Consider the following 17,234-nt stretch of genomic DNA (forward strand, 5'->3'; position numbering starts at 1 on the left):
CAATAAATTAATTTGCTCGATGAGGCTCTGCTTTCCATACTGATTCATAAGCAGGTGGCGCTGGCTTCCTGCGTGCTGTCCCGTTCGGAACTGCCCGCCATGCATGACGGTGCAATCCAAAGACGTCTCCACAGGAAGCAACCGAACAGAAAGGGATTACCCGATGATGGAGACAAACCTCGAAATCATCGCCTATCCGGCCTCCGCGGGCGGGATCCACACCCGGGTGCTGGAGGCAGGGAAGGGTCAGGAGACGGTGTTCTTCCTTCACGGGGTGGGCGCGCGCGCCGATCGCTGGCGTCGCAACCTCCCCGTCGTTGCAGCCGCAGGATACCGGTGCATGGCCATAGACCTGCCCGGCCACGGCTTCGCGCGCAAGGGCGTCAGCTTCAATTACAGCGTGCCGGGCTACGCAGACTTTGTGCAGACCTTCTTGAACGAAAATGGGATCGGCGACTGCCATCTCGTCGGAACGTCGATGGGGGCTCATATTCTTTCGACCCTTTGCTGCAGAAATCGCTCGCGGGTCCGGTCCCTTACCCTGATCGGGGCGACGGGGCTGTTTCCGATCGGAGCGCAGGCGCGTGAGCGGATCGCGGCGAGGATTTCTGATGTCTCAAGGGAAGGAATCGGGCGGAAGCTAGCAGCGGTCGTTTACGATTCCACGCTGGTGACCGAGGCGATGAGGGAGGAGGAATGGCGCATCAACAACTCACCCGGCGCGATCGATTCCTTCAGACTGCTGGCCGCGTATTTCCGCAACGGCCTTGATGGCGACGCTGTCGGTAAAGGGCTGATCGCGCAAGCTGCCGGGTTAAAGCATCTGATCGTTTGGGGGGAGGAGGACAGATCGGTGCCGATCGACATCGGACGATCTTTTGCTGCCGAGATGAATTCATCTCTCGTCTCCATCCCCAGGACAGCACACATTCCCTACTGGGAGGCCCCGGAAACTTTCAATGCGACGCTCCTCCGCTTCCTCGGTTCGCTGTGACGCCTTGGCTTTCGAATCTTTGCTTGCACGAATAGCCCGTGGGCGGCCGTGATGATCCATGATCATCCGCAAAGTGTTGTTCCCAACCCTTGTCTGCGGCCCCTCCGGCCACAGCTGCATGGTGACCGAGTTGGCTCGCCCTCTGACAAGAGGGCAAGGAAAGCTCGGCCCATTCGTCGGACTGAGGGGATTGGATTTTGATCAGGACGAGCTTTCTCCAGGATCTGCTTGCGACGATCTTCGAACGGTCTGTTGATAGACCGCCAAGCCATGACAGACGCTCGCTTGCAGAGATGTGCAAGGCATTGCTTTCCGAGAGAGGCGAAGCGTCCGGCACGCTGATCGCGGCAGCAATCCTTGGCCGCTACGAGGCCGCCTCCGCGCAAGAAAAACGGAGCTTTTTCCAGCTGCTAGAGTGGGCCTACGATCTTGACTGCGAGTCCCTCATCGGCGCGGCCGAGACCTACCGACGCAACCGGGACTCCAACACGCTCTCGGAACTGCTTCGAGCTGCCGAGCCGCCTCGGCAGGAGTTGCTTCGCCGTCTCAATCGAGTTGCCGGCGCAACCGGGCGTCTGGTCAAGATGCGGGAGGATCTGCTCGCCATGATAGGTGATGAGCCGAGCCTACGCTGCGTTGATCTCGACTTCCAGCACCTCTTCAGTTCCTGGTTCAATCGCGGCTTTCTCGTTTTGAGGCGGATCGACTGGGCAACGCCAGCCAACATTCTGGAGAAGATCATCGCTTACGAAGCAGTCCATCGCATCAGCGACTGGGATGATCTGAGGAGACGCCTCGAGCCGCCAGACAGGAGATGCTTTGCCTTCTTCCATCCCGCGATGCCGGATGAGCCCCTCATATTCGTGGAAGTCGCGCTCACGACCGAGATCGCGGCATCTGTTCAGCAACTGCTCTCGCGCGACCATGCGGCTATCCGCGAGGCGGAGGCAAATACCGCCGTCTTTTACTCCATTTCCAACTGTCAGAGGGGGCTGGCCGGGGTTTCCTTCGGCAACTTCCTCATCAAGCAGGTCGCGACGGATTTGTCGCAGTCATTGCCGAACCTGAAGAGCTTCACAACCCTGTCCCCGGTGCCTGGTTTCGCACGCTGGTTGAGCTCTCAAGTGACGGAGGCGAATGGCGATGTCGAGCGTGTAAAATCAGCGTCCCGAATCCTGGAGGCTTCTTCGCCAGACGATCTCGAACAGGTTCGTTCCGAGACCCTGAGACTAGCGGCTGAGTATCTTCTGCATGCCAAGCGATCCGATGGACTGCCCCTCGACCCGGTGGCGCGTTTCCACCTCGGCAACGGGGCCAGAGTAGAGCGCATTCAAGCGCTGGCCGACACCTCATCCAAGGGGCTGGCAGAGGGCCGCGGCGTGATGGTCAACTACAGTTATGACCTCAACAGCGTGGAAGCTAATCACGAGGCCTATATTCACCACGGCGAAATCATAGCAGCACGAAGCGTTCGCGCCTTGCTCGGGGCGGCGCTCGCGCAGCATCACGCGCGGGGCACGCAAAATGCATAATCCGCTGTTTGATGCACTCTTCGCCCCACATTCAGGGAGCTCCAGGCCACTGCTCATTACCGGCAGTGATGTCGTCACTTATGATGCCTTTCTGAAGCTGGCGGCAAGACTTGCCAACGCGCTTGTGCACAATGGCGCCGAGCCCGGTGACCGGGTCGCGGTCCAGGTGAGCAAAAGTCCCGAGGCGCTTGCTCTCTATGCCGCCTGCGTCCAGGCTGGCCTCGTCTTTGTGCCGCTCAACACCGCCTATACGCCGGGCGAAGTCGCTTATTTTGTCGAAGACGCTTCACCGCGGATCCTGATTTGCGATGACAGCGGCCGCGAAGCTCTCGAAGTCGTGGCCGATCGCGCCGGCGCCAGGCTCATGACGTTGAGCAAGGACCGAAGCGGAACGCTCATGACTGAGACTTTGGGGGCGACAGATGCGTTCGAGACGGTCCGCCGAAATCCGGACGACCTTGCGGCGCTGCTTTATACGTCTGGTACGACCGGGCGATCAAAGGGCGCCATGCTGACCCATGACAATCTGCTTTCGAACGCTCGTGAGTTGGTCACAGCCTGGCGGTTCACCGCCGAAGACACCCTGCTTCACGCCTTGCCGATATTCCACACACATGGGCTGTTCGTTGGCTGCGGCGTTATTCTCCTTGCCGGCGGCACCATGATCTTTCTTGGAGGCTTTCGTGTGGACGAAATCATTGACTGGCTCCCGCGTGCCAGCACGATGATGGGCGTTCCGACATTCTACACGCGTCTGCTTGAGGACGCGCACTTTAATCGCCGGCTGGTCACGCACATGCGCCTCTTTGTCTCGGGCAGCGCCCCGCTGCTGGCGACAACCCATGGCGCCTTCGAAAGGCGTACGGGGCACCGCATCCTTGAGCGATACGGTATGACCGAAACCGGCATGAATACCTCCAATCCCTATGAGGGGGAGAGGCGTGCGGGCACGGTCGGATTCCCCTTGCCTGGCGTGGAACTGCGCATCGTCTCGCAGTCCTCAAGCAAGCCTCTCCCCACCGCGGAAGTTGGCGAGATCGAGGTGCGCGGTCGCAACGTGTGCAAGGGGTATTGGCAGAGGCCGGAAAAGACCAGGGAGGATTTCTGCGCGGACGGATTCTTCAAAACCGGCGACCTCGGGCTGGTCGATCGCGACGGCTACGTCCATATCATCGGGCGAGCCAAGGATCTGATCATCTCCGGCGGCTACAACATCTACCCGAAGGAGGTCGAGCTCGTCCTCGACGAACTGGAGGGCGTCATCGAATCGGCTGTGGTCGGGGTGCCCCACCCGGATTTGGGAGAAGGTGTGATCGCCGCCGTGATCTTTTCGGCGGGTTCGCAATTCGATCAGGCAGGATTGCTGCAAGCCATGCAGAACAAGATTGCCCGTTTCAAGCAGCCTAAGCGGATATTCGTAGTCGCTGAGTTGCCGCGCAACAGCATGGGCAAGGTGCAAAAGAACATACTGCGCCAACGTTTCATCGACACCTTCGAAACGTGAATAGACGCGTCGACACCATCGCGTGGCACTGGAATTCGGCATTTAGCCTCAAGCCATAGCGCCGCTTTCCCATTGCTACCGGCCTCCAAGCGCCGCCATCAGGTCGTCGGCAGCCGTTGCGACGGGTTCTGCTGCTAGCTTAGCTAGCGGGGCCGGCAGTCTGGGGCGCGGACCGGCGTGGCTCTTCCTGCGAGCTGCGCTGGACCAAAGTGATCGATGTTGAGAAATCAGTCAGCCTTTACTACGGCTATAGGTTGCGGGATCTCGCATCCGCTTCCGTGGCAGCGCCTGAAATAATGCTGGCGAGCCGATGTGACTCCATCCAGGCTTGCTTCAGCGCGTCCCGGAAAGTCTGCGACGCCTGGGCACCTGCGATGCCGTATTTTTCGTCGATCATAAAAAATGGGACGCCCTTGAGGCCCAGCCATCGTGCAGCCTATGTATCCGCCCGAACTTGGTCAGCGAATGCCTCGCCGGCGACGACGCTACGCGCTTCTTCGGCGTTGATGCCGAGCTCCCTAGCAAGCTCGACCAGGGTATTGATATCACCCAGCGCCTTACCCTCGCTGAAGTAAGCCCTGAACAGGCGCTCCTCCATCCCCGTTTGTACGCCAAGCGCGCGTGCGAAGTGGATCAGCCGGGGTGCATCGAACGAGTTGCCTTAGGTCGTCCGATCGAAATTGTAGTCGAATCCTTGCTGCGCGCCGAGCCGACGCATTTGATCGTTCATCGCGACAGCCTCGTTAAGACTCAAGCTGTGCTTTTCCGACAAGCTGTCGTTGAGGCTCTTGTTCGTGATGGAGGGTGCGTCAGGATCGAGCTGGTAGCTGCGCCAGATGACCTCCACCTGGTCGCGATGTTCGAACCGGGACAGCGCGTTGTCGAAGCGATGTTTGGCGATGTAGCACCAGGGGCAGGCCATATGGACCAGATCTCCACTTTCATGGCTTTCTCCATTGATCTGATTACTGGCTCCTCGCGAGCGTCCCGTAAGTGGCAAGATGAATATCAATGTTCATGCGCACGTCCATGAGCTTCCATGTCGGGTTGCAAATGGCCGGCAATGCCAGAAGTGGCCCGCACAAACTCTCTGCTCGACACTTGATCGAACAGAAACTTTGCCAGATGTCCTTTGGACAGTTTCATGCCGAGCTTCGTCCTTCCATAGGAACCAACCGCTAACCCGCCGTCGGCGGGACCGTCCTTGAGGAACGCGCTGCGCACCAAAGTCCAGTCGAGGTCGGAGTCTGCAACCAATTCGCCGGTCGTCTTGATGTCGTCGTAGGAACTCCGTGCGATCACCTTGAACAGCGTCACCAAAGCCTTCGATTTCAAGCCGAAGCCATCTTCTGGATCGCGGTAGCTCGCGGTCGAAACCTGGATAAGTCGCCGGACATTCAGTTCGTTCATGATCGAAATCACGTTCCGAGGTTCATTCGTGACTACACAATGGAACGACCGACCGATTACGGTTGACGGCAATACATAGCGAGTCATCGCATCCAATCGTACGTGAGGCGCATTCGTAATTGTGCCTGGCCGCGCGATGCTACGTTGTGTTATCCAGCGAGCCTAGCCAATGACGCCCACGAAGCTGTTAATCGGGCAAATCGCCGTTGTGTTCGCGAGCGTCATTCTTGGGGTGTGGACGTCGACGCAATGGTGCGCTCACATGCTCGGCTATCAGTCGCCGCTTGGCGTCCCATGGTTCGTCATAGCCGGCTGGCCGATCTACAAGCCGTGGAAACTGTTTGAATGGTGGTTCCATTTCGGCGCCTATGCGCCCGAGATATTTGATCAGGCCGGCGCGCTGGCCGGCGCCAGCGGGTTCTTGGGTTGCGCAGCCGCGATCGCTGGTTCGCTCTGGCGCGCGCGGCAAAGAGGGCTGGTTTCCACCTACGGCTCCTCGCGATGGGCCACGACGCTAGAGATCGAGAAGGCAAGGCTGTTTCTGCCGGCCGGCGTTTTCCTGGGCAAATTGAAGGATCGGTATCTTCGCCATGATGGGCCGGAGCATGTGATGGCCTTTGCTCCGACACGTTCAGGCAAGGGAGTCGGATTGGTCGTTCCGACGCTCCTTTCCTGGACTGGCTCGGCCGTCATTCATGACATCAAAGGCGAGAACTGGCAGCTGACCTCAGGCTGGCGGTCGAAGTTCTCATACTGCCTTTTGTTCAATCCGACCGATCCACGATCGGCGCGCTATAATCCGCTGCTGGAAGTGCGCAAAGGTCCAAACGAGGTCCGCGACGTTCAGAACATTGCCGACGTCTTGGTCGATCCGGAAGGTGCGCTCGAGCGACGAAATCATTGGGAGAAGACTAGCTATTCACTGTTGGTCGGCGCGATCCTGCACGTGCTCTACGCCGAAGAGGAAAAGACGCTTGCACGCGTCGCCACTTTCCTGTCGGACCCTCAACGTTCGTTTGCCTCGACACTGAAGCGCATGATGACGACAAACCACCTCGGCGCGGCGAACAAGCCTCAGGTCCATCCCGTTGTAGCCTCGGCAGCACGCGAGGTGCTTAACAAGTCAGAGAATGAGCGTTCGGGCGTTCTCTCGACTGCAATGTCGTTCCTCGGTCTCTATCGCGACCCGACCGTGGCCGCGGCAACATCGGCCTGCGACTGGCGCATTGCAGACCTCATGGATGCCGAACGGCCAATGTCGCTCTATCTCGTCGTTCCGCCGTCGGACATCTCGCGCACCAAGCCGCTGGTTCGACTGGTCCTCAATCAGGTCGGCAGACGGCTGACGGAGCGCCTGGAGGGTGATCCGAAGAAGAGCCGGAAACATCAACTGCTCATGATGCTGGACGAGTTCCCGGCGCTCGGCCGCCTCGATTTCTTCGAGACGGCACTCGCCTTCATGGCGGGTTACGGCATCCGCGCCTATCTGATCGCGCAATCCTTGAACCAGATTTCCAAGGCGTACGGCGAGAACAACGCCATTCTCGATAATTGCCATGTGCGAATTGCCTTTTCCTCAAATGATGACCGCACGGCCAAACGGATTTCGGACGCGCTCGGCACAGCGACGGAACTCAGATCAATGCGCAACTATGCCGGCCACCGGCTGGCACCTTGGTTGTCGCACGTCATGGTCAGCCGCCAGGAGACTGCTCGTCCGTTGTTGACGCCAGGCGAAGTGATGCAATTGCCGCCCTCGGACGAACTAGTGCTGGTTTCGGGATTGCCGCCGATCCGCGCTCAGAAGCTGCGCTATTATCAGGATCAGAATTTTACCGAGCGGGTACTTCCTTCACCGGTGCTGCGCGACGATCCCTACGCGGACTGCCCCACGTCGAGCCCGGATGACTGGAGTGGACAAGTGCGCAGCTTCGACCGCCGTCTTGCCACCGACGACGAGAACGCCGGCGCGACAATTGAAGGTGAGGGCGGCGTTCAGCAGCAGCGCCATCCCGGTTTGCCTCAAGAACAAACCGTCATCGCTAAAGAGCCTGATCAGAGCGATCTGTTCGACTCCACGGACGACGATGGCGAGGCGGTAACCGACAAGCGCGTCATGGACCGGATTTCTAATGCCGCCCGCGCCTACGGCATCAATGAGGGCAGGGGCGACGACAAGGACATCGTTCCCGGCTTCTGAAAGGCCGCTCCAGGCAGAGCGCACGTCAGCGTAGATAACGGCCATAAGCGATTTTGAGCATCTGGCCGATGCTTGTTCGCATCGCCGGCGCAATGCCGGCCCGTCAGAACGAGCCGCTATGAAGTCCCACCGCATTCGTCATCAGTTTCTGCTCGAGCCGGAGCTCAGCGAGAAACTGGACAACCTCAGCCGCAACCCCTCGACCACCAAATCCGCGGTCGTGGCAAAGGCGATCGAAGCCTTTATCGAGCGGCGGGGCGAGAATGAGCTCGACCGGCGCTATGGTGTAAGGCTCGATCGTCTTTCCCGCGACCTTGGTCATGTCACGCGCGATGCAGAGATGATCCTGGAGAGCCTGGCGCTCTTCATCCGCTTTTCGATCACGCTCCATGCTCATACGCCGGTCCCCGACAAGGCAACGCAGGCGATTGCCCAGGAGCGTTTCGACAAATTCGTCGAGCAGGTCGGACGGCAGATCGCTTCCGGGAAACGCTCGCTCGGCAAGGAGAATAGCGGGGGAGGCGAAGGATGAGCTCTCATCCCGAAGTCGACCATCGCCGGCGCGCGATGTTGCGCACCGCAATGGGCCCGGCGATCACCGACGCGCTGGCAGATACGTTGGTCATCGAGGTGATGGTCAATCCTGATGGTGCGCTGCGGCTCGACCGTCTCGGAGAAGGCCGGATCGACACTGGCGTGTCCATGCACCCGTCGGAAGCGGAGCGCATCATCCGTCTGGTCGCATCCCATGTGCGCGCCGAGGCGCATGCCGACAATCCGATCGTCAGCGCCGAACTGCCGTCGGGCGAGCGCTTTGAGGGCCTGCTGCCACCGGTGGTGCTGGCGCCATGCTTTGCCATCCGCAAGCCGGCCGCAAAGCTCTACACGTTAGACAACTATGTCGCAGACCGGATCATGCTGCCGCTGCAGGCCGATGCCCTTAAAAAGGCGATACGCGAGCGTCGCAACATCCTGGTCGCTGGCGGCACATCATCGGGCAAGACGACCCTTGCCAATGCGCTCTTGGCCGAAGTCGCCGAATGCGACGAGCGGGTAATCCTGATCGAGGATACGCGCGAATTGCAATGTGCGGCCAAGGACTGCGTTGCCTTGAGAACAAGGCGCGGCTCGGTCACCCTCGCCGATCTCGTTCGCTCGACGCTACGCCTTCGACCCGATCGCATCATCGTCGGCGAAGTCAGAGGCTCGGAAGCGCTCGACATGCTGAAGGCCTGGAACACCGGGCATCCCGGCGGCATAGCCACCGTCCACGCCAACTCGGCACGCTCTGCCCTTTATCGCATCGAGCAACTCGCTCAGGAAGCCGTCGTCACTGTCCCCCGTCGGCTCATCGCCGATGCGATAGATCTGATCGTCTTCATCGCCGGGCGTGGATCCTCGCGCCGCATCGACGCGATCGCCGAGGTCACCGGTCTCGACGGCAGCGGCGACTACGCCGTCACCCAACTCACGCTTCCCCAACTCCAACAGTTCTGAAAGGCCAGTTCATGCGCAAGAAGCTTCGCTTTCTTTCGTCCGCCGCGCTCGCGTTCTGTCTTACGGCTCCAGCACACGCTGCCGGCTCTGGCATGCCGTGGGAACAGCCGCTGCAGCAGATACTGGAATCGGTGCAGGGACCGGTGGCCAAGATTGTCGCGGTGATCATCATCATCACCACCGGTCTGACCCTTGCCTTCGGCGACACGGCAGGCGGTTTCCGCAGGCTGATCCAGATCGTGTTCGGACTGTCGATCGCCTTCGCGGCATCGAGTTTCTTCCTCTCCTTCTTCTCCTTCGGCGGCGGGGCACTCGTAGGATGAGCACTGGAGAGCAACACATTGAGGGCTTCGAGGTGCCGGTCCACCGGGCATTGACGGAGCCGATCCTGCTGGGCGGTGCACCACGAGCGGTGGCAATCCTCAACGGCACGGTTGCCGCGGCGATAGGCCTTGGCTTGCAGCAGTGGATTGCTGGACTGGTGCTTTGGATCGCGGGCCACACGTTAGCGGTCTTCGCTGCCCGTCGCGATCCGGACTTCGCCAGTGTGCTTGTCCGCCACCTTCGTCTGAGGGGGTGGCTTGCATGCTGAACCTGTCGGAATATCGCGGCAAAGCCGACCGGCTCGCCGACCATCTGCCCTGGGCTGCATTGGTGGCGCCGAGCATAGTGCTGAATAAGGACGGCAGCTTTCAACGGACGTTGCGGTTCCGCGGTCCCGATCTCGAAAGCGCGACGGAAGCCGAACTCATGGGCATTTGCGCCCGGGCGAACAATGCCCTAAGAAGGCTCGGGTCAGGCTGGGCACTGTTCTTCGAGGCCGAGCGCGTCGAAGCGCTTGGCTATCCGCACTCGCATTTCCCCGACGCGGCCACATGGCTGGTCGACGAAGAACGCCGCGCCGCTTTTGAGGGCAAGGTCGCGCATTTCGAAAGCCAGTATCACCTGACCGTGGTGTTCATGCCGCCGCCGGACAGCCACGCTCGGGCGGAAAGCGCGCTCGTCGATACCCATCGTTCGGAGGGCGAAAGGGACTGGCGCCAGGAGCTGGCGCGGTTTCGAGATGAGACCAACCGCTTTCTGGATCTCCTGTCGGGCTTCATGCCCGAAGTGCGCGTGCTCGACGATGCCGAGACGTTGGCCTACCTGCACGGCACCATCTCCACCCGCCGCCATCCTGTCGCCGTGCCGGAAACGCCAATCTATCTCGACGGCATTCTGGTCGATGCGCCGCTCACCGGCGGATTGGAGCCGACGCTGGGCGAGCGGCATCTGCGCACGCTCACCATCCTTGGTTTTCCCAACCTCACCCGGCCCGGACTCCTCGATGCCCTCAATCATCAGGATTTTGCCTATCGCTGGATGACGCGCTTCATCCCGCTCGACAAGACGCAAGCTACGAAGACGCTAACACGGCTCCGGCGGCAGTGGTTTGCTAAGCGCAAGTCGATCGTCGCCATCTTGCGCGAGGTTGTCACCAACGAGCCCGTCCCGCTTGTCGACAGCGATGCCGACAACAAGGCGCTCGATGCCGACGAAGCACTTCAGGCATTGGGCGGCGATCATGTCGGCTTCGGCTATCTGACCACGACCGTGACGGTATTGGATGAGGACCGTCAAGTCGCCGCGGAAAAACTTCGCGCCGTCGAGCGCATCGTCAATGGGCTCGGCTTCACCACGATCCGCGAAAGCGTCAATGCGGTCGAGGCGTGGCTCGGCTCATTGCCAGGCCATGTCTATGCCAATGTGCGGCAGCCGCTCGTTCACACGTTGAACCTTGCCCATCTAATGCCGCTGTCGTCGGTGTGGGCCGGTCCGGTTGCGAATGAGCATCTCACCAAAGCCACCGGCACCGAAGCCCCGCCGCTTCTCGTGGCCGAGACCAGCGGGTCGACACCGTTCCGGCTTTGCACCCATGTCGACGATGTCGGCCACATGCTGATCGTCGGCCCGACCGGCGCCGGCAAGTCGGTTCTGCTTGCCGTGATTGCTCTGCAGTTCCGACGCTATGCCGGCGCGCAGGTCTATATCTTCGACAAAGGCAATTCGGCCCGCGCCGCAACGCTTGCCATGGGCGGCGAACACCATGCGCTGGGGGCTGCAGGCGCGCTCGCCTTTCAACCGCTGCGCAGCATCGGCGATCAGGCCACCCACAGTTGGGCGGCCGAATGGATCGCCGGGCTAATTGCCCATGAAAACGTCACCGTCACGCCGGAGGTGAAAGAGGCGATCTGGTCCGCACTTGGCAGCCTTGCCACCGCGCCGGCGCAGGAACGCACACTGACCGGCCTGTCAGTCCTGCTTCAGTCCAATGCGCTGAAGTCAGCATTGCTGCCCTACACGCTCGAGGGTTCCTTCGGCCGGCTGCTTGATGCCGATCATGATCGGCTGGCCTTGTCCAATGTGCAGTGTTTCGAGACCGAGGAGCTGATGCACAGCCAAGGCGCTGTGCTGCCGGTGCTCACCTATCTTTTCCATCGTTTGGAAGAGCGCTTCGACGGACGGCCGACACTGCTCATGCTCGACGAAGCTTGGGTCTATCTCGACAATCCGTTCTTTGCCGCCCGCATCCGCGAATGGCTGAAGGTGCTGCGCAAGAAGAACGTGTCGGTCATCTTCGCCACGCAGTCGCTTGCCGATATCGCCAGCTCTGCGATCGCGCCGGCAATCATTGAGAGTTGCCCGCAGCGCATTTTTCTCCCCAACGATCGTGCCGTGGAACCGCAGGCTAAGGCAGCCTACGAACGCTTCGGTCTGAACGAGCGGCAGATCGAGCTGGTCGCTCGCGCCACACCGAAGCGGCAGTACTATCTGCAATCGCGCCGTGGAAACCGACTCTTTGAACTCGGCCTCGGCCCGATCGCGCTTGCGCTTTGCGGTGCCTCCGATCCTGCCAGCCAGACCCTAATCGATAGCGTGCTGTCCGAGCACGGGCAGGACGGCTTTGCCTCCAACTTCCTCAATGCACGCGGCCTCGACTGGGCCGCCGAGCTTCTCCGGCAATTCCCTCAACCAGATAAGGAGCAATCGTCATGATGCGGCGCCGTTTTCTCTCCGGCCTGATCACTCTTTCCCTGATCGCCAAACCGTTGGCCGATTATGTCCAGCCGGCTTATGCCCTCGTCGTGTTCGATCCGTCGAATTATGCGCAGAACGTGCTGACGGCCGCGCGGTCATTGGAGCAGATCAACAACCAGATCCAGTCGCTTCAGAACCAGGCGACCATGCTGCAGAACATGGCGCGCAACCTCCAGAGCCTGGATTTCTCTTCCGTTGGCCAGCTTACCGGTTCGCTCCAACGGATCGACGGTTTGATGGACCAGGCGAGCGGCCTGAGCTTCGATCTCGACAAGCTTCAGGACCAGTGGCGACAGCAATATCCCGAAAGCTATGACGCCACGATCAAGGTCAGCGACGTGGCGAGCGCCGCGCGTGAGCGCTGGCAGAGCGCCATGCAGGGGTTCCGCCAGACCATGGGCGTCCAGTCGCAGATCGTCGAGAATGTCCGCAGCGACGGCGACCTGCTTACCGATCTCGTCAACCGCAGCCAAGGGGCAGCCGGCGCGCTTGAGGCAAGCCAAGCCACCAATCAGCTGATAGCGCTTTCGACCAAGCAGCAGATGCAGATCCAGACGCTGCTTGCGACCCAGTTTCGGGCTGAGGCTGAGGATGCGGCGCGCAAGGCGCAGTCCGAGGAAGCCGCCCGCCAGACAACGAAGCGCTTCCTGGGTAGCGGCACGGCCTATCCCGGCAACTGATCACTAGCTCTTCAACATGAGGGAGGTGGCGGCGTGAACGACCTGGGCGTCATCGACCGTTTTATGGAGACCTTCATCCGCTATATCGACAGCGGGTTCGGTCTGCTGACTGGCGACGTCGCCTTCCTCACCACGATTCTGATCGGCATCGACATCACGCTTGCCGGCCTGGCCTGGGCATTCGGCGGCGAACCCAACATTCTCGGCCGGCTCATCCGCAAGGTACTCTATGTCGGCGTCTTCGCCTTCATCCTGAACAATTTCAAGAACCTCGCCGACATCATCTACCGGTCCTTTGCCGGCCTCGGCATCAACGCGTCCTCCGGCAATCTGTCCGCTGACAATCTCCTGCATCCCGGCCGCATCGCCGCGACCGGCTTCGAGGGTGCCTGGCCGCTTCTCGATCAGGCGAGCCAGCTTCTTGGCTTCCCCGAAATTTTTGGCAACGCGCTGACCATCTTTGTGCTGCTCGTGGCCTGGTTCCTGGTCATCATCGCCTTCTTCATTCTTTCGATCCAACTCTTCATCACCATCCTGGAGTTCAAGCTCACCACGCTAGCCGGTTTCGTTCTGGTGCCCTTCGCGCTGTGGAACCGGTCGGCATTTCTGGCCGAGCGCGTGCTCGGCAATGTGATCTCGTCCGGCATCAAGGTGATGGTGCTCGCCGTGATCGTCGGTATCGGCTCCACGCTCTTCGGCGAGTTCGCTTCGGCGCTCCAGGGCAAGGAGCCCGACCTGGCGGCGGCCATGTCACAGGTGCTCGGCGCGCTGGCGCTGCTTGGCCTCGGCATTTTTGGTCCTGGGATCGCCTCGGGTCTTGTCTCCGGCGCGCCACAACTTGGCGCGGGCGCCGCACTCGGGACCACGGCGGCCGCTGCCGGATCAGCGCTCGTTGCCGGGGGAGCTGCCTTTGCCGGTGCGCGAATGGCAACCGGCGGCGGTCTCGCCGCCATTCGAGCTGGCACGACCATGGGTTCGGCAGCTTCCTCGGCATGGCAGCTGGGACGTGCAACCTCACCTGACACCGGCCTGCCCGGTGTGGCTGCTGGAATGCAGGGCGTGGCGGGTGCCGCAAGCGGCGCTGCGATGCGAGCAGCACGATCTGCCGCAGAAGGGTTCGCGCGCAGCGCCGATGCCGGGCGCGAAGCCGCGTGGACCGCGACCGGTGGTGCGCCGACCGCGTCCATGACCGAGACCCCAGCCGGTGCAGGCCCCGATGCCGCGCCCAATTGGGCAAGGCGTTTGCGTTCCGAACAGACCTCCCGTGCGCATCGCCACGCCGCCATACAGGCCGTCCGTGATGGAGACAGGCCAGGAGGCAGCGCCAATCCCTCTCTCAGCGACAAGGACGACTAGATGCTATTCAAACGACCCGTTCAACGTTACGGCAAGACGCCCGAGCCGGTCACGCCGTATCAGGAGGCCTCCCAGCTGTGGGATGAGCGCATCGGCTCTTCGCGAGTGCAGGCCCGCAATTGGCGGCTGATGGCTCTTGGCTGCCTGGCGTTGGCAACCGGGCTCTCCGGTGGTCTTGTTTGGCAGTCGATGCAGAGCCGCGTCGTGCCTTATGTCGTGGAGGTCGATCGCTTCGGTGAGGCGCGCGCCGTAGCCCCGGCAACCCAAGACTACGAACCCTCGGATGCCCAGATCGCCTGGCATCTCGGCCGTTTCGTTCAAAATGTCCGTTCTGTCTCAACCGATCCGGTGTTGGTGCGGCAGAACTGGCTGGCCGCCTACGACTTTGCCACCGACCGCGCGGCACTCTTCCTCAATGAGTACGCAAAGGCCAACGACCCTTTCGGCCAGATCGGTACGCGCAGTGTGTCGGTGCAGGTGACCAGCGTAGTGAGGGCTTCCGACAGCTCGTTCCAGATCAAATGGACCGAGCAGGTTTTTGAGCGCGGCAGCCTGGCCAGCACGACGCGATGGACCGCGATCCTGACCATCGTGATCCGCCCGCCAAGCAATACCGATCAGCTGCGCAACAATCCGCTCGGCGTCTTCGTCAACGCCATCGACTGGTCGCGAGAGCTCGACAGCGCAGCACCTGCATCCGTTTCCCCGAAGGAGCCCGATAATGACAAATAGAGCCCGATCGTTCCGTGCTGTGTTGATCCTGTCCGGGTCAGCAGCCGTCCTCTCCGCCTGTGCGTCGAAGCCGGTGCCGCCACCTGAGATTTCCTATGATGCTGCCGACTTCAAACCGGCGGCCATCGAGAAGCCGCCGGAGAAGCCGGTCAAGATCGTCGAGGTGCCCAAACCCTTGCCGCTGCCTGGCCAGTTGCAGCCCGACCCGGGCAAGGTCGTCGAGGACAAGCGCAACCCTGAAGAACGCGTCGCCGATGCCAACAAGGCGGCAACGCAGCAACCCACCAAGTACGGCTATGTCAATGCAGTGCAGGTCTATCCCTTCGCCGATGGCGCGCTTTATCAGCTTTATGCCGCGCCGGAACGCGTCACCGATATCGCCCTGCAGCCAGGCGAGAAACTGACAGCCGTGTCCGCCGGTGACACGGTGCGCTGGGTGATCGGAGACACCGTCAGCGGCGCCGGTGACAACCAGCGCACCCATGTGCTGGTCAAACCCTTCGCACCGGGGCTTGCCACCAATCTGGTGATCACCACGGAACGGCGGACCTACCACCTACAACTTCAAAGCACCGAGAAGACTGCGATGGCGGCCATCTCCTGGACGTATAGCGAGGACCAGATCATCGCGCTGCGCCAGCGCAACGCTCAAGCTGAAGCTGTCACGCCAATGGCGTCGAACGTCGCACTCGAGAATATTCGCTTCCGCTATTCGATCACCGGCGACACACCGCCCTGGAGGCCGACGCGTGCCTTCGACGACGGCAGCAAGGTCTACATCGAATTCCCACGTCGCATCGACCAGGGCGAGGCGCCGCCGCTCTTCATCGTAGGAGCTGACGGCAGCAACCAGCTCGTCAACTACCGTATGCGCGGCAACTACTACATCGTCGATCGCCTCTTTGCCGCAGCAGAACTGCGGCTCGGCTCCAAGCAGCAGCAGGTGGTGCGCATCACCCGGACCGACGGCCGGAAGCCGCCGCGGCGGATCTCGCTGTTTTCGCGCTTCAGCAGGTGAGGGGCGCGCTCATGACTGACACGTCCCAGTACACCGCTCCGCCGAAGCTCGATCCCGAGCAGCTGCAGCTGCGCGCCTCGCCGCGACGCGCCGTCCGATTCAGGCGCGGCGTGATCATCGCGATCGCCGCCGTCGGGTCCGGTGCCATATTCGGTGTCACGATGATGGCGCTTCAAGGACCGGAGTTGCGCATTCCAGATCTGGTGGAAGACCGGTACAATGCCGAGCGCAAGCCAACCGCCGAGGGGCTCGATAGCCTGCCCAAGGACTATTCCGCGATCAAGCCAAAGGCGCCCGTGCTTGGACCGCCGCTACCAGGCGACCTCGGCCGCCCCATTCTTGAGCGACAGCGCCAGCTCGGCATCGCGCCGGGGCAGGAGGTTTCCGCAGAGGAGCAGCGGCTCGCCCAGCAGGCGATTTCGGCGCGCGAGTCGCAGGTCATGTTCCGGATTGACAATCAACCGAAGCAGACAAATGCCGCGGGCAGCGGGCAAGGTGCGCAGCAGCCGTTTGAGGCGCCTCCGCAAGCCGGTGCCTTCCGCGCGTCGGCTTCCATTGCACCAGCCGAGGGCGACCAGAACAACCAACAGCGCAAGCTTGATTTTGTCAGCCAGAGGGGGACGAACGGGATCTACAATCCACATGCGCTACAGACTCCAGCTTCGCCCTATCAACTGATGGCCGGCAGCGTGATCGCGGCAAGCCTCATCACCGGCATCAACTCCGATTTGCCCGGTCTGGTCGTTGCGCAGGTCACCGAGAATGTGCACGACACCGTCACCGGCAACACCTTGCTCATCCCACAGGGCTCGCGGCTCATCGGCACCTATGACAGCGTCGTCGCTTTTGGACAGAAGCGCGCGCTGCTCGTCTGGCAGCGCATAATCCTGCCCGACGGTTCCTCGATCGAAATCGACAACCTGCCGGCCACAGACACTGCCGGCTATGCGGGGCTTGAAGACAAGGTGGATTTCCACACCTGGCAGTTGATCAAGGGAGTAGCGGTAGCCTCATTGCTGGGCGTCGGCACCGAGCTGAGCTTCGGGAACAACGAAAGTGACCTCGTCAAGGCGATCCGCGAATCCACGCAGCAGAACGTCAGTCAAGCTGGCCAGCGCATCACCGAAAAGAATCTAAACATCCAGCCCACTATCGCCGTCCGGCCCGGCTGGCCTTTGCGGGTGATCGTTCACAAAGATCTTGTGCTGCGGCCGTACCAGGGCTGAACAGGAG

At 61.3% G+C, this 17,234-nt stretch carries 15 protein-coding genes and 1 pseudogene; 14 read left to right on the forward strand and 2 right to left on the reverse strand.

Annotated features, from left to right (window positions below):
• The first annotated feature begins 103 nt into the window (after nt 1-103).
• From RFM40_RS09335 to RFM40_RS09345, 3 genes are all read left to right on the forward strand, one after another.
• Nucleotides 104-994: an alpha/beta fold hydrolase gene (locus RFM40_RS09335; RefSeq protein WP_320277444.1), complete on the forward strand. Its 891-nt coding sequence runs from the start codon at nt 104-106 to the stop codon at nt 992-994.
• 197 nt (nt 995-1,191) lie between these two features.
• Complete coding sequence (locus RFM40_RS09340; protein WP_320251608.1) at nt 1,192-2,526, forward strand: malonyl-CoA decarboxylase; 1,335 nt, start codon at nt 1,192-1,194, stop codon at nt 2,524-2,526.
• Nucleotides 2,519-4,030: a malonate--CoA ligase gene (locus RFM40_RS09345; RefSeq protein ID WP_320251607.1), complete on the forward strand. Its 1,512-nt coding sequence runs from the start codon at nt 2,519-2,521 to the stop codon at nt 4,028-4,030. The genes RFM40_RS09340 and RFM40_RS09345 overlap by 8 nt, the downstream gene beginning before the upstream one ends.
• Nucleotides 4,031-4,466: 436 nt before the next feature.
• Here the strand turns inward: RFM40_RS09345 and RFM40_RS09350 are convergent.
• Nucleotides 4,467-4,952: pseudogene (locus RFM40_RS09350) on the reverse strand (DsbA family oxidoreductase).
• An 86-nt stretch (nt 4,953-5,038) separates the two neighbouring features.
• Entirely contained in the window at nt 5,039-5,527 is a 489-nt protein-coding gene (locus RFM40_RS09355) for an NAD(P)H-binding protein (RefSeq protein WP_320251606.1), read from the reverse strand.
• 82 nt (nt 5,528-5,609) lie between these two features.
• On the opposite strand from RFM40_RS09355, the gene RFM40_RS09360 reads away from it, so the two are divergent.
• The 11 genes from RFM40_RS09360 to RFM40_RS09410 all read left to right on the forward strand — a co-directional run bounded on the left by RFM40_RS09360 (nt 5,610) and on the right by RFM40_RS09410 (nt 17,227).
• Nucleotides 5,610-7,640: a conjugal transfer protein TraG gene (locus RFM40_RS09360; RefSeq protein ID WP_320277445.1), complete on the forward strand. Its 2,031-nt coding sequence runs from the start codon at nt 5,610-5,612 to the stop codon at nt 7,638-7,640.
• Between the two features lie 118 nt (nt 7,641-7,758).
• Complete coding sequence (locus RFM40_RS09365) at nt 7,759-8,172, forward strand: CopG family transcriptional regulator (protein ID WP_320212895.1); 414 nt, start codon at nt 7,759-7,761, stop codon at nt 8,170-8,172.
• On the forward strand, nt 8,169-9,137 hold the full coding sequence (trbB, locus tag RFM40_RS09370) for a P-type conjugative transfer ATPase TrbB (protein WP_320212894.1): 969 nt from the start codon (nt 8,169-8,171) through the stop codon (nt 9,135-9,137). Before RFM40_RS09365 ends, trbB begins: the two co-directional genes overlap by 4 nt.
• Nucleotides 9,138-9,148: 11 nt before the next feature.
• Nucleotides 9,149-9,460, forward strand: coding sequence for a TrbC/VirB2 family type IV secretion system protein (locus RFM40_RS09375; RefSeq protein WP_320212893.1), 312 nt, complete (start codon nt 9,149-9,151; stop codon nt 9,458-9,460).
• Complete coding sequence (locus RFM40_RS09380) at nt 9,457-9,729, forward strand: VirB3 family type IV secretion system protein (protein WP_320212892.1); 273 nt, start codon at nt 9,457-9,459, stop codon at nt 9,727-9,729. Before RFM40_RS09375 ends, RFM40_RS09380 begins: the two co-directional genes overlap by 4 nt.
• Complete coding sequence (trbE, locus tag RFM40_RS09385; protein ID WP_320277446.1) at nt 9,723-12,173, forward strand: conjugal transfer protein TrbE; 2,451 nt, start codon at nt 9,723-9,725, stop codon at nt 12,171-12,173. Before RFM40_RS09380 ends, trbE begins: the two co-directional genes overlap by 7 nt.
• Nucleotides 12,170-12,895, forward strand: a complete 726-nt coding sequence (gene trbJ, locus RFM40_RS09390; RefSeq protein ID WP_320212890.1) for a P-type conjugative transfer protein TrbJ — start codon at nt 12,170-12,172, stop codon at nt 12,893-12,895. Before trbE ends, trbJ begins: the two co-directional genes overlap by 4 nt.
• A 33-nt stretch (nt 12,896-12,928) precedes the next feature.
• Nucleotides 12,929-14,251 carry a P-type conjugative transfer protein TrbL gene (gene trbL, locus RFM40_RS09395; protein ID WP_320212889.1) on the forward strand — a complete coding sequence of 441 codons (1,323 nt, stop codon included), beginning with the start codon at nt 12,929-12,931 and terminating at the stop codon, nt 14,249-14,251.
• Nucleotides 14,252-14,983, forward strand: coding sequence for a conjugal transfer protein TrbF (gene trbF, locus RFM40_RS09400; protein WP_320251601.1), 732 nt, complete (start codon nt 14,252-14,254; stop codon nt 14,981-14,983). It abuts the gene before it with no gap.
• Nucleotides 14,973-16,001, forward strand: a complete 1,029-nt coding sequence (gene trbG / locus RFM40_RS09405; RefSeq protein ID WP_320251600.1) for a P-type conjugative transfer protein TrbG — start codon at nt 14,973-14,975, stop codon at nt 15,999-16,001. The genes trbF and trbG overlap by 11 nt, the downstream gene beginning before the upstream one ends.
• An 11-nt stretch (nt 16,002-16,012) precedes the next feature.
• Complete coding sequence (locus RFM40_RS09410) at nt 16,013-17,227, forward strand: TraB/TrbI/VirB10 family type IV secretion system protein (protein ID WP_320251599.1); 1,215 nt, start codon at nt 16,013-16,015, stop codon at nt 17,225-17,227.
• Nucleotides 17,228-17,234: the final 7 nt, after the last annotated feature.

It is taken from the genome of Mesorhizobium captivum, from assembly GCF_033977165.1.
GTDB lineage: Bacteria > Pseudomonadota > Alphaproteobacteria > Rhizobiales > Rhizobiaceae > Mesorhizobium > Mesorhizobium captivum.

Coding starts and splice junctions, on each gene's coding strand:
- trbB (WP_320212894.1), top strand. CDS start 8,169: ATGAGCTCTCATCCCGAAGTCGACCATCGCCGGCGCGCGATGTTGCGC.
- RFM40_RS09380 (WP_320212892.1), top strand. CDS start 9,457: ATGAGCACTGGAGAGCAACACATTGAGGGCTTCGAGGTGCCGGTCCAC.
- RFM40_RS09365 (WP_320212895.1), top strand. CDS start 7,759: ATGAAGTCCCACCGCATTCGTCATCAGTTTCTGCTCGAGCCGGAGCTC.
- RFM40_RS09410 (WP_320251599.1), top strand. CDS start 16,013: ATGACTGACACGTCCCAGTACACCGCTCCGCCGAAGCTCGATCCCGAG.
- trbJ (WP_320212890.1), top strand. CDS start 12,170: ATGATGCGGCGCCGTTTTCTCTCCGGCCTGATCACTCTTTCCCTGATC.
- RFM40_RS09360 (WP_320277445.1), top strand. CDS start 5,610: ATGACGCCCACGAAGCTGTTAATCGGGCAAATCGCCGTTGTGTTCGCG.
- trbG (WP_320251600.1), top strand. CDS start 14,973: ATGACAAATAGAGCCCGATCGTTCCGTGCTGTGTTGATCCTGTCCGGG.
- RFM40_RS09375 (WP_320212893.1), top strand. CDS start 9,149: ATGCGCAAGAAGCTTCGCTTTCTTTCGTCCGCCGCGCTCGCGTTCTGT.
- RFM40_RS09355 (WP_320251606.1), bottom strand. CDS start 5,527: ATGACTCGCTATGTATTGCCGTCAACCGTAATCGGTCGGTCGTTCCAT.
- RFM40_RS09335 (WP_320277444.1), top strand. CDS start 104: ATGACGGTGCAATCCAAAGACGTCTCCACAGGAAGCAACCGAACAGAA.
- trbE (WP_320277446.1), top strand. CDS start 9,723: ATGCTGAACCTGTCGGAATATCGCGGCAAAGCCGACCGGCTCGCCGAC.
- trbF (WP_320251601.1), top strand. CDS start 14,252: ATGCTATTCAAACGACCCGTTCAACGTTACGGCAAGACGCCCGAGCCG.
- RFM40_RS09345 (WP_320251607.1), top strand. CDS start 2,519: ATGCATAATCCGCTGTTTGATGCACTCTTCGCCCCACATTCAGGGAGC.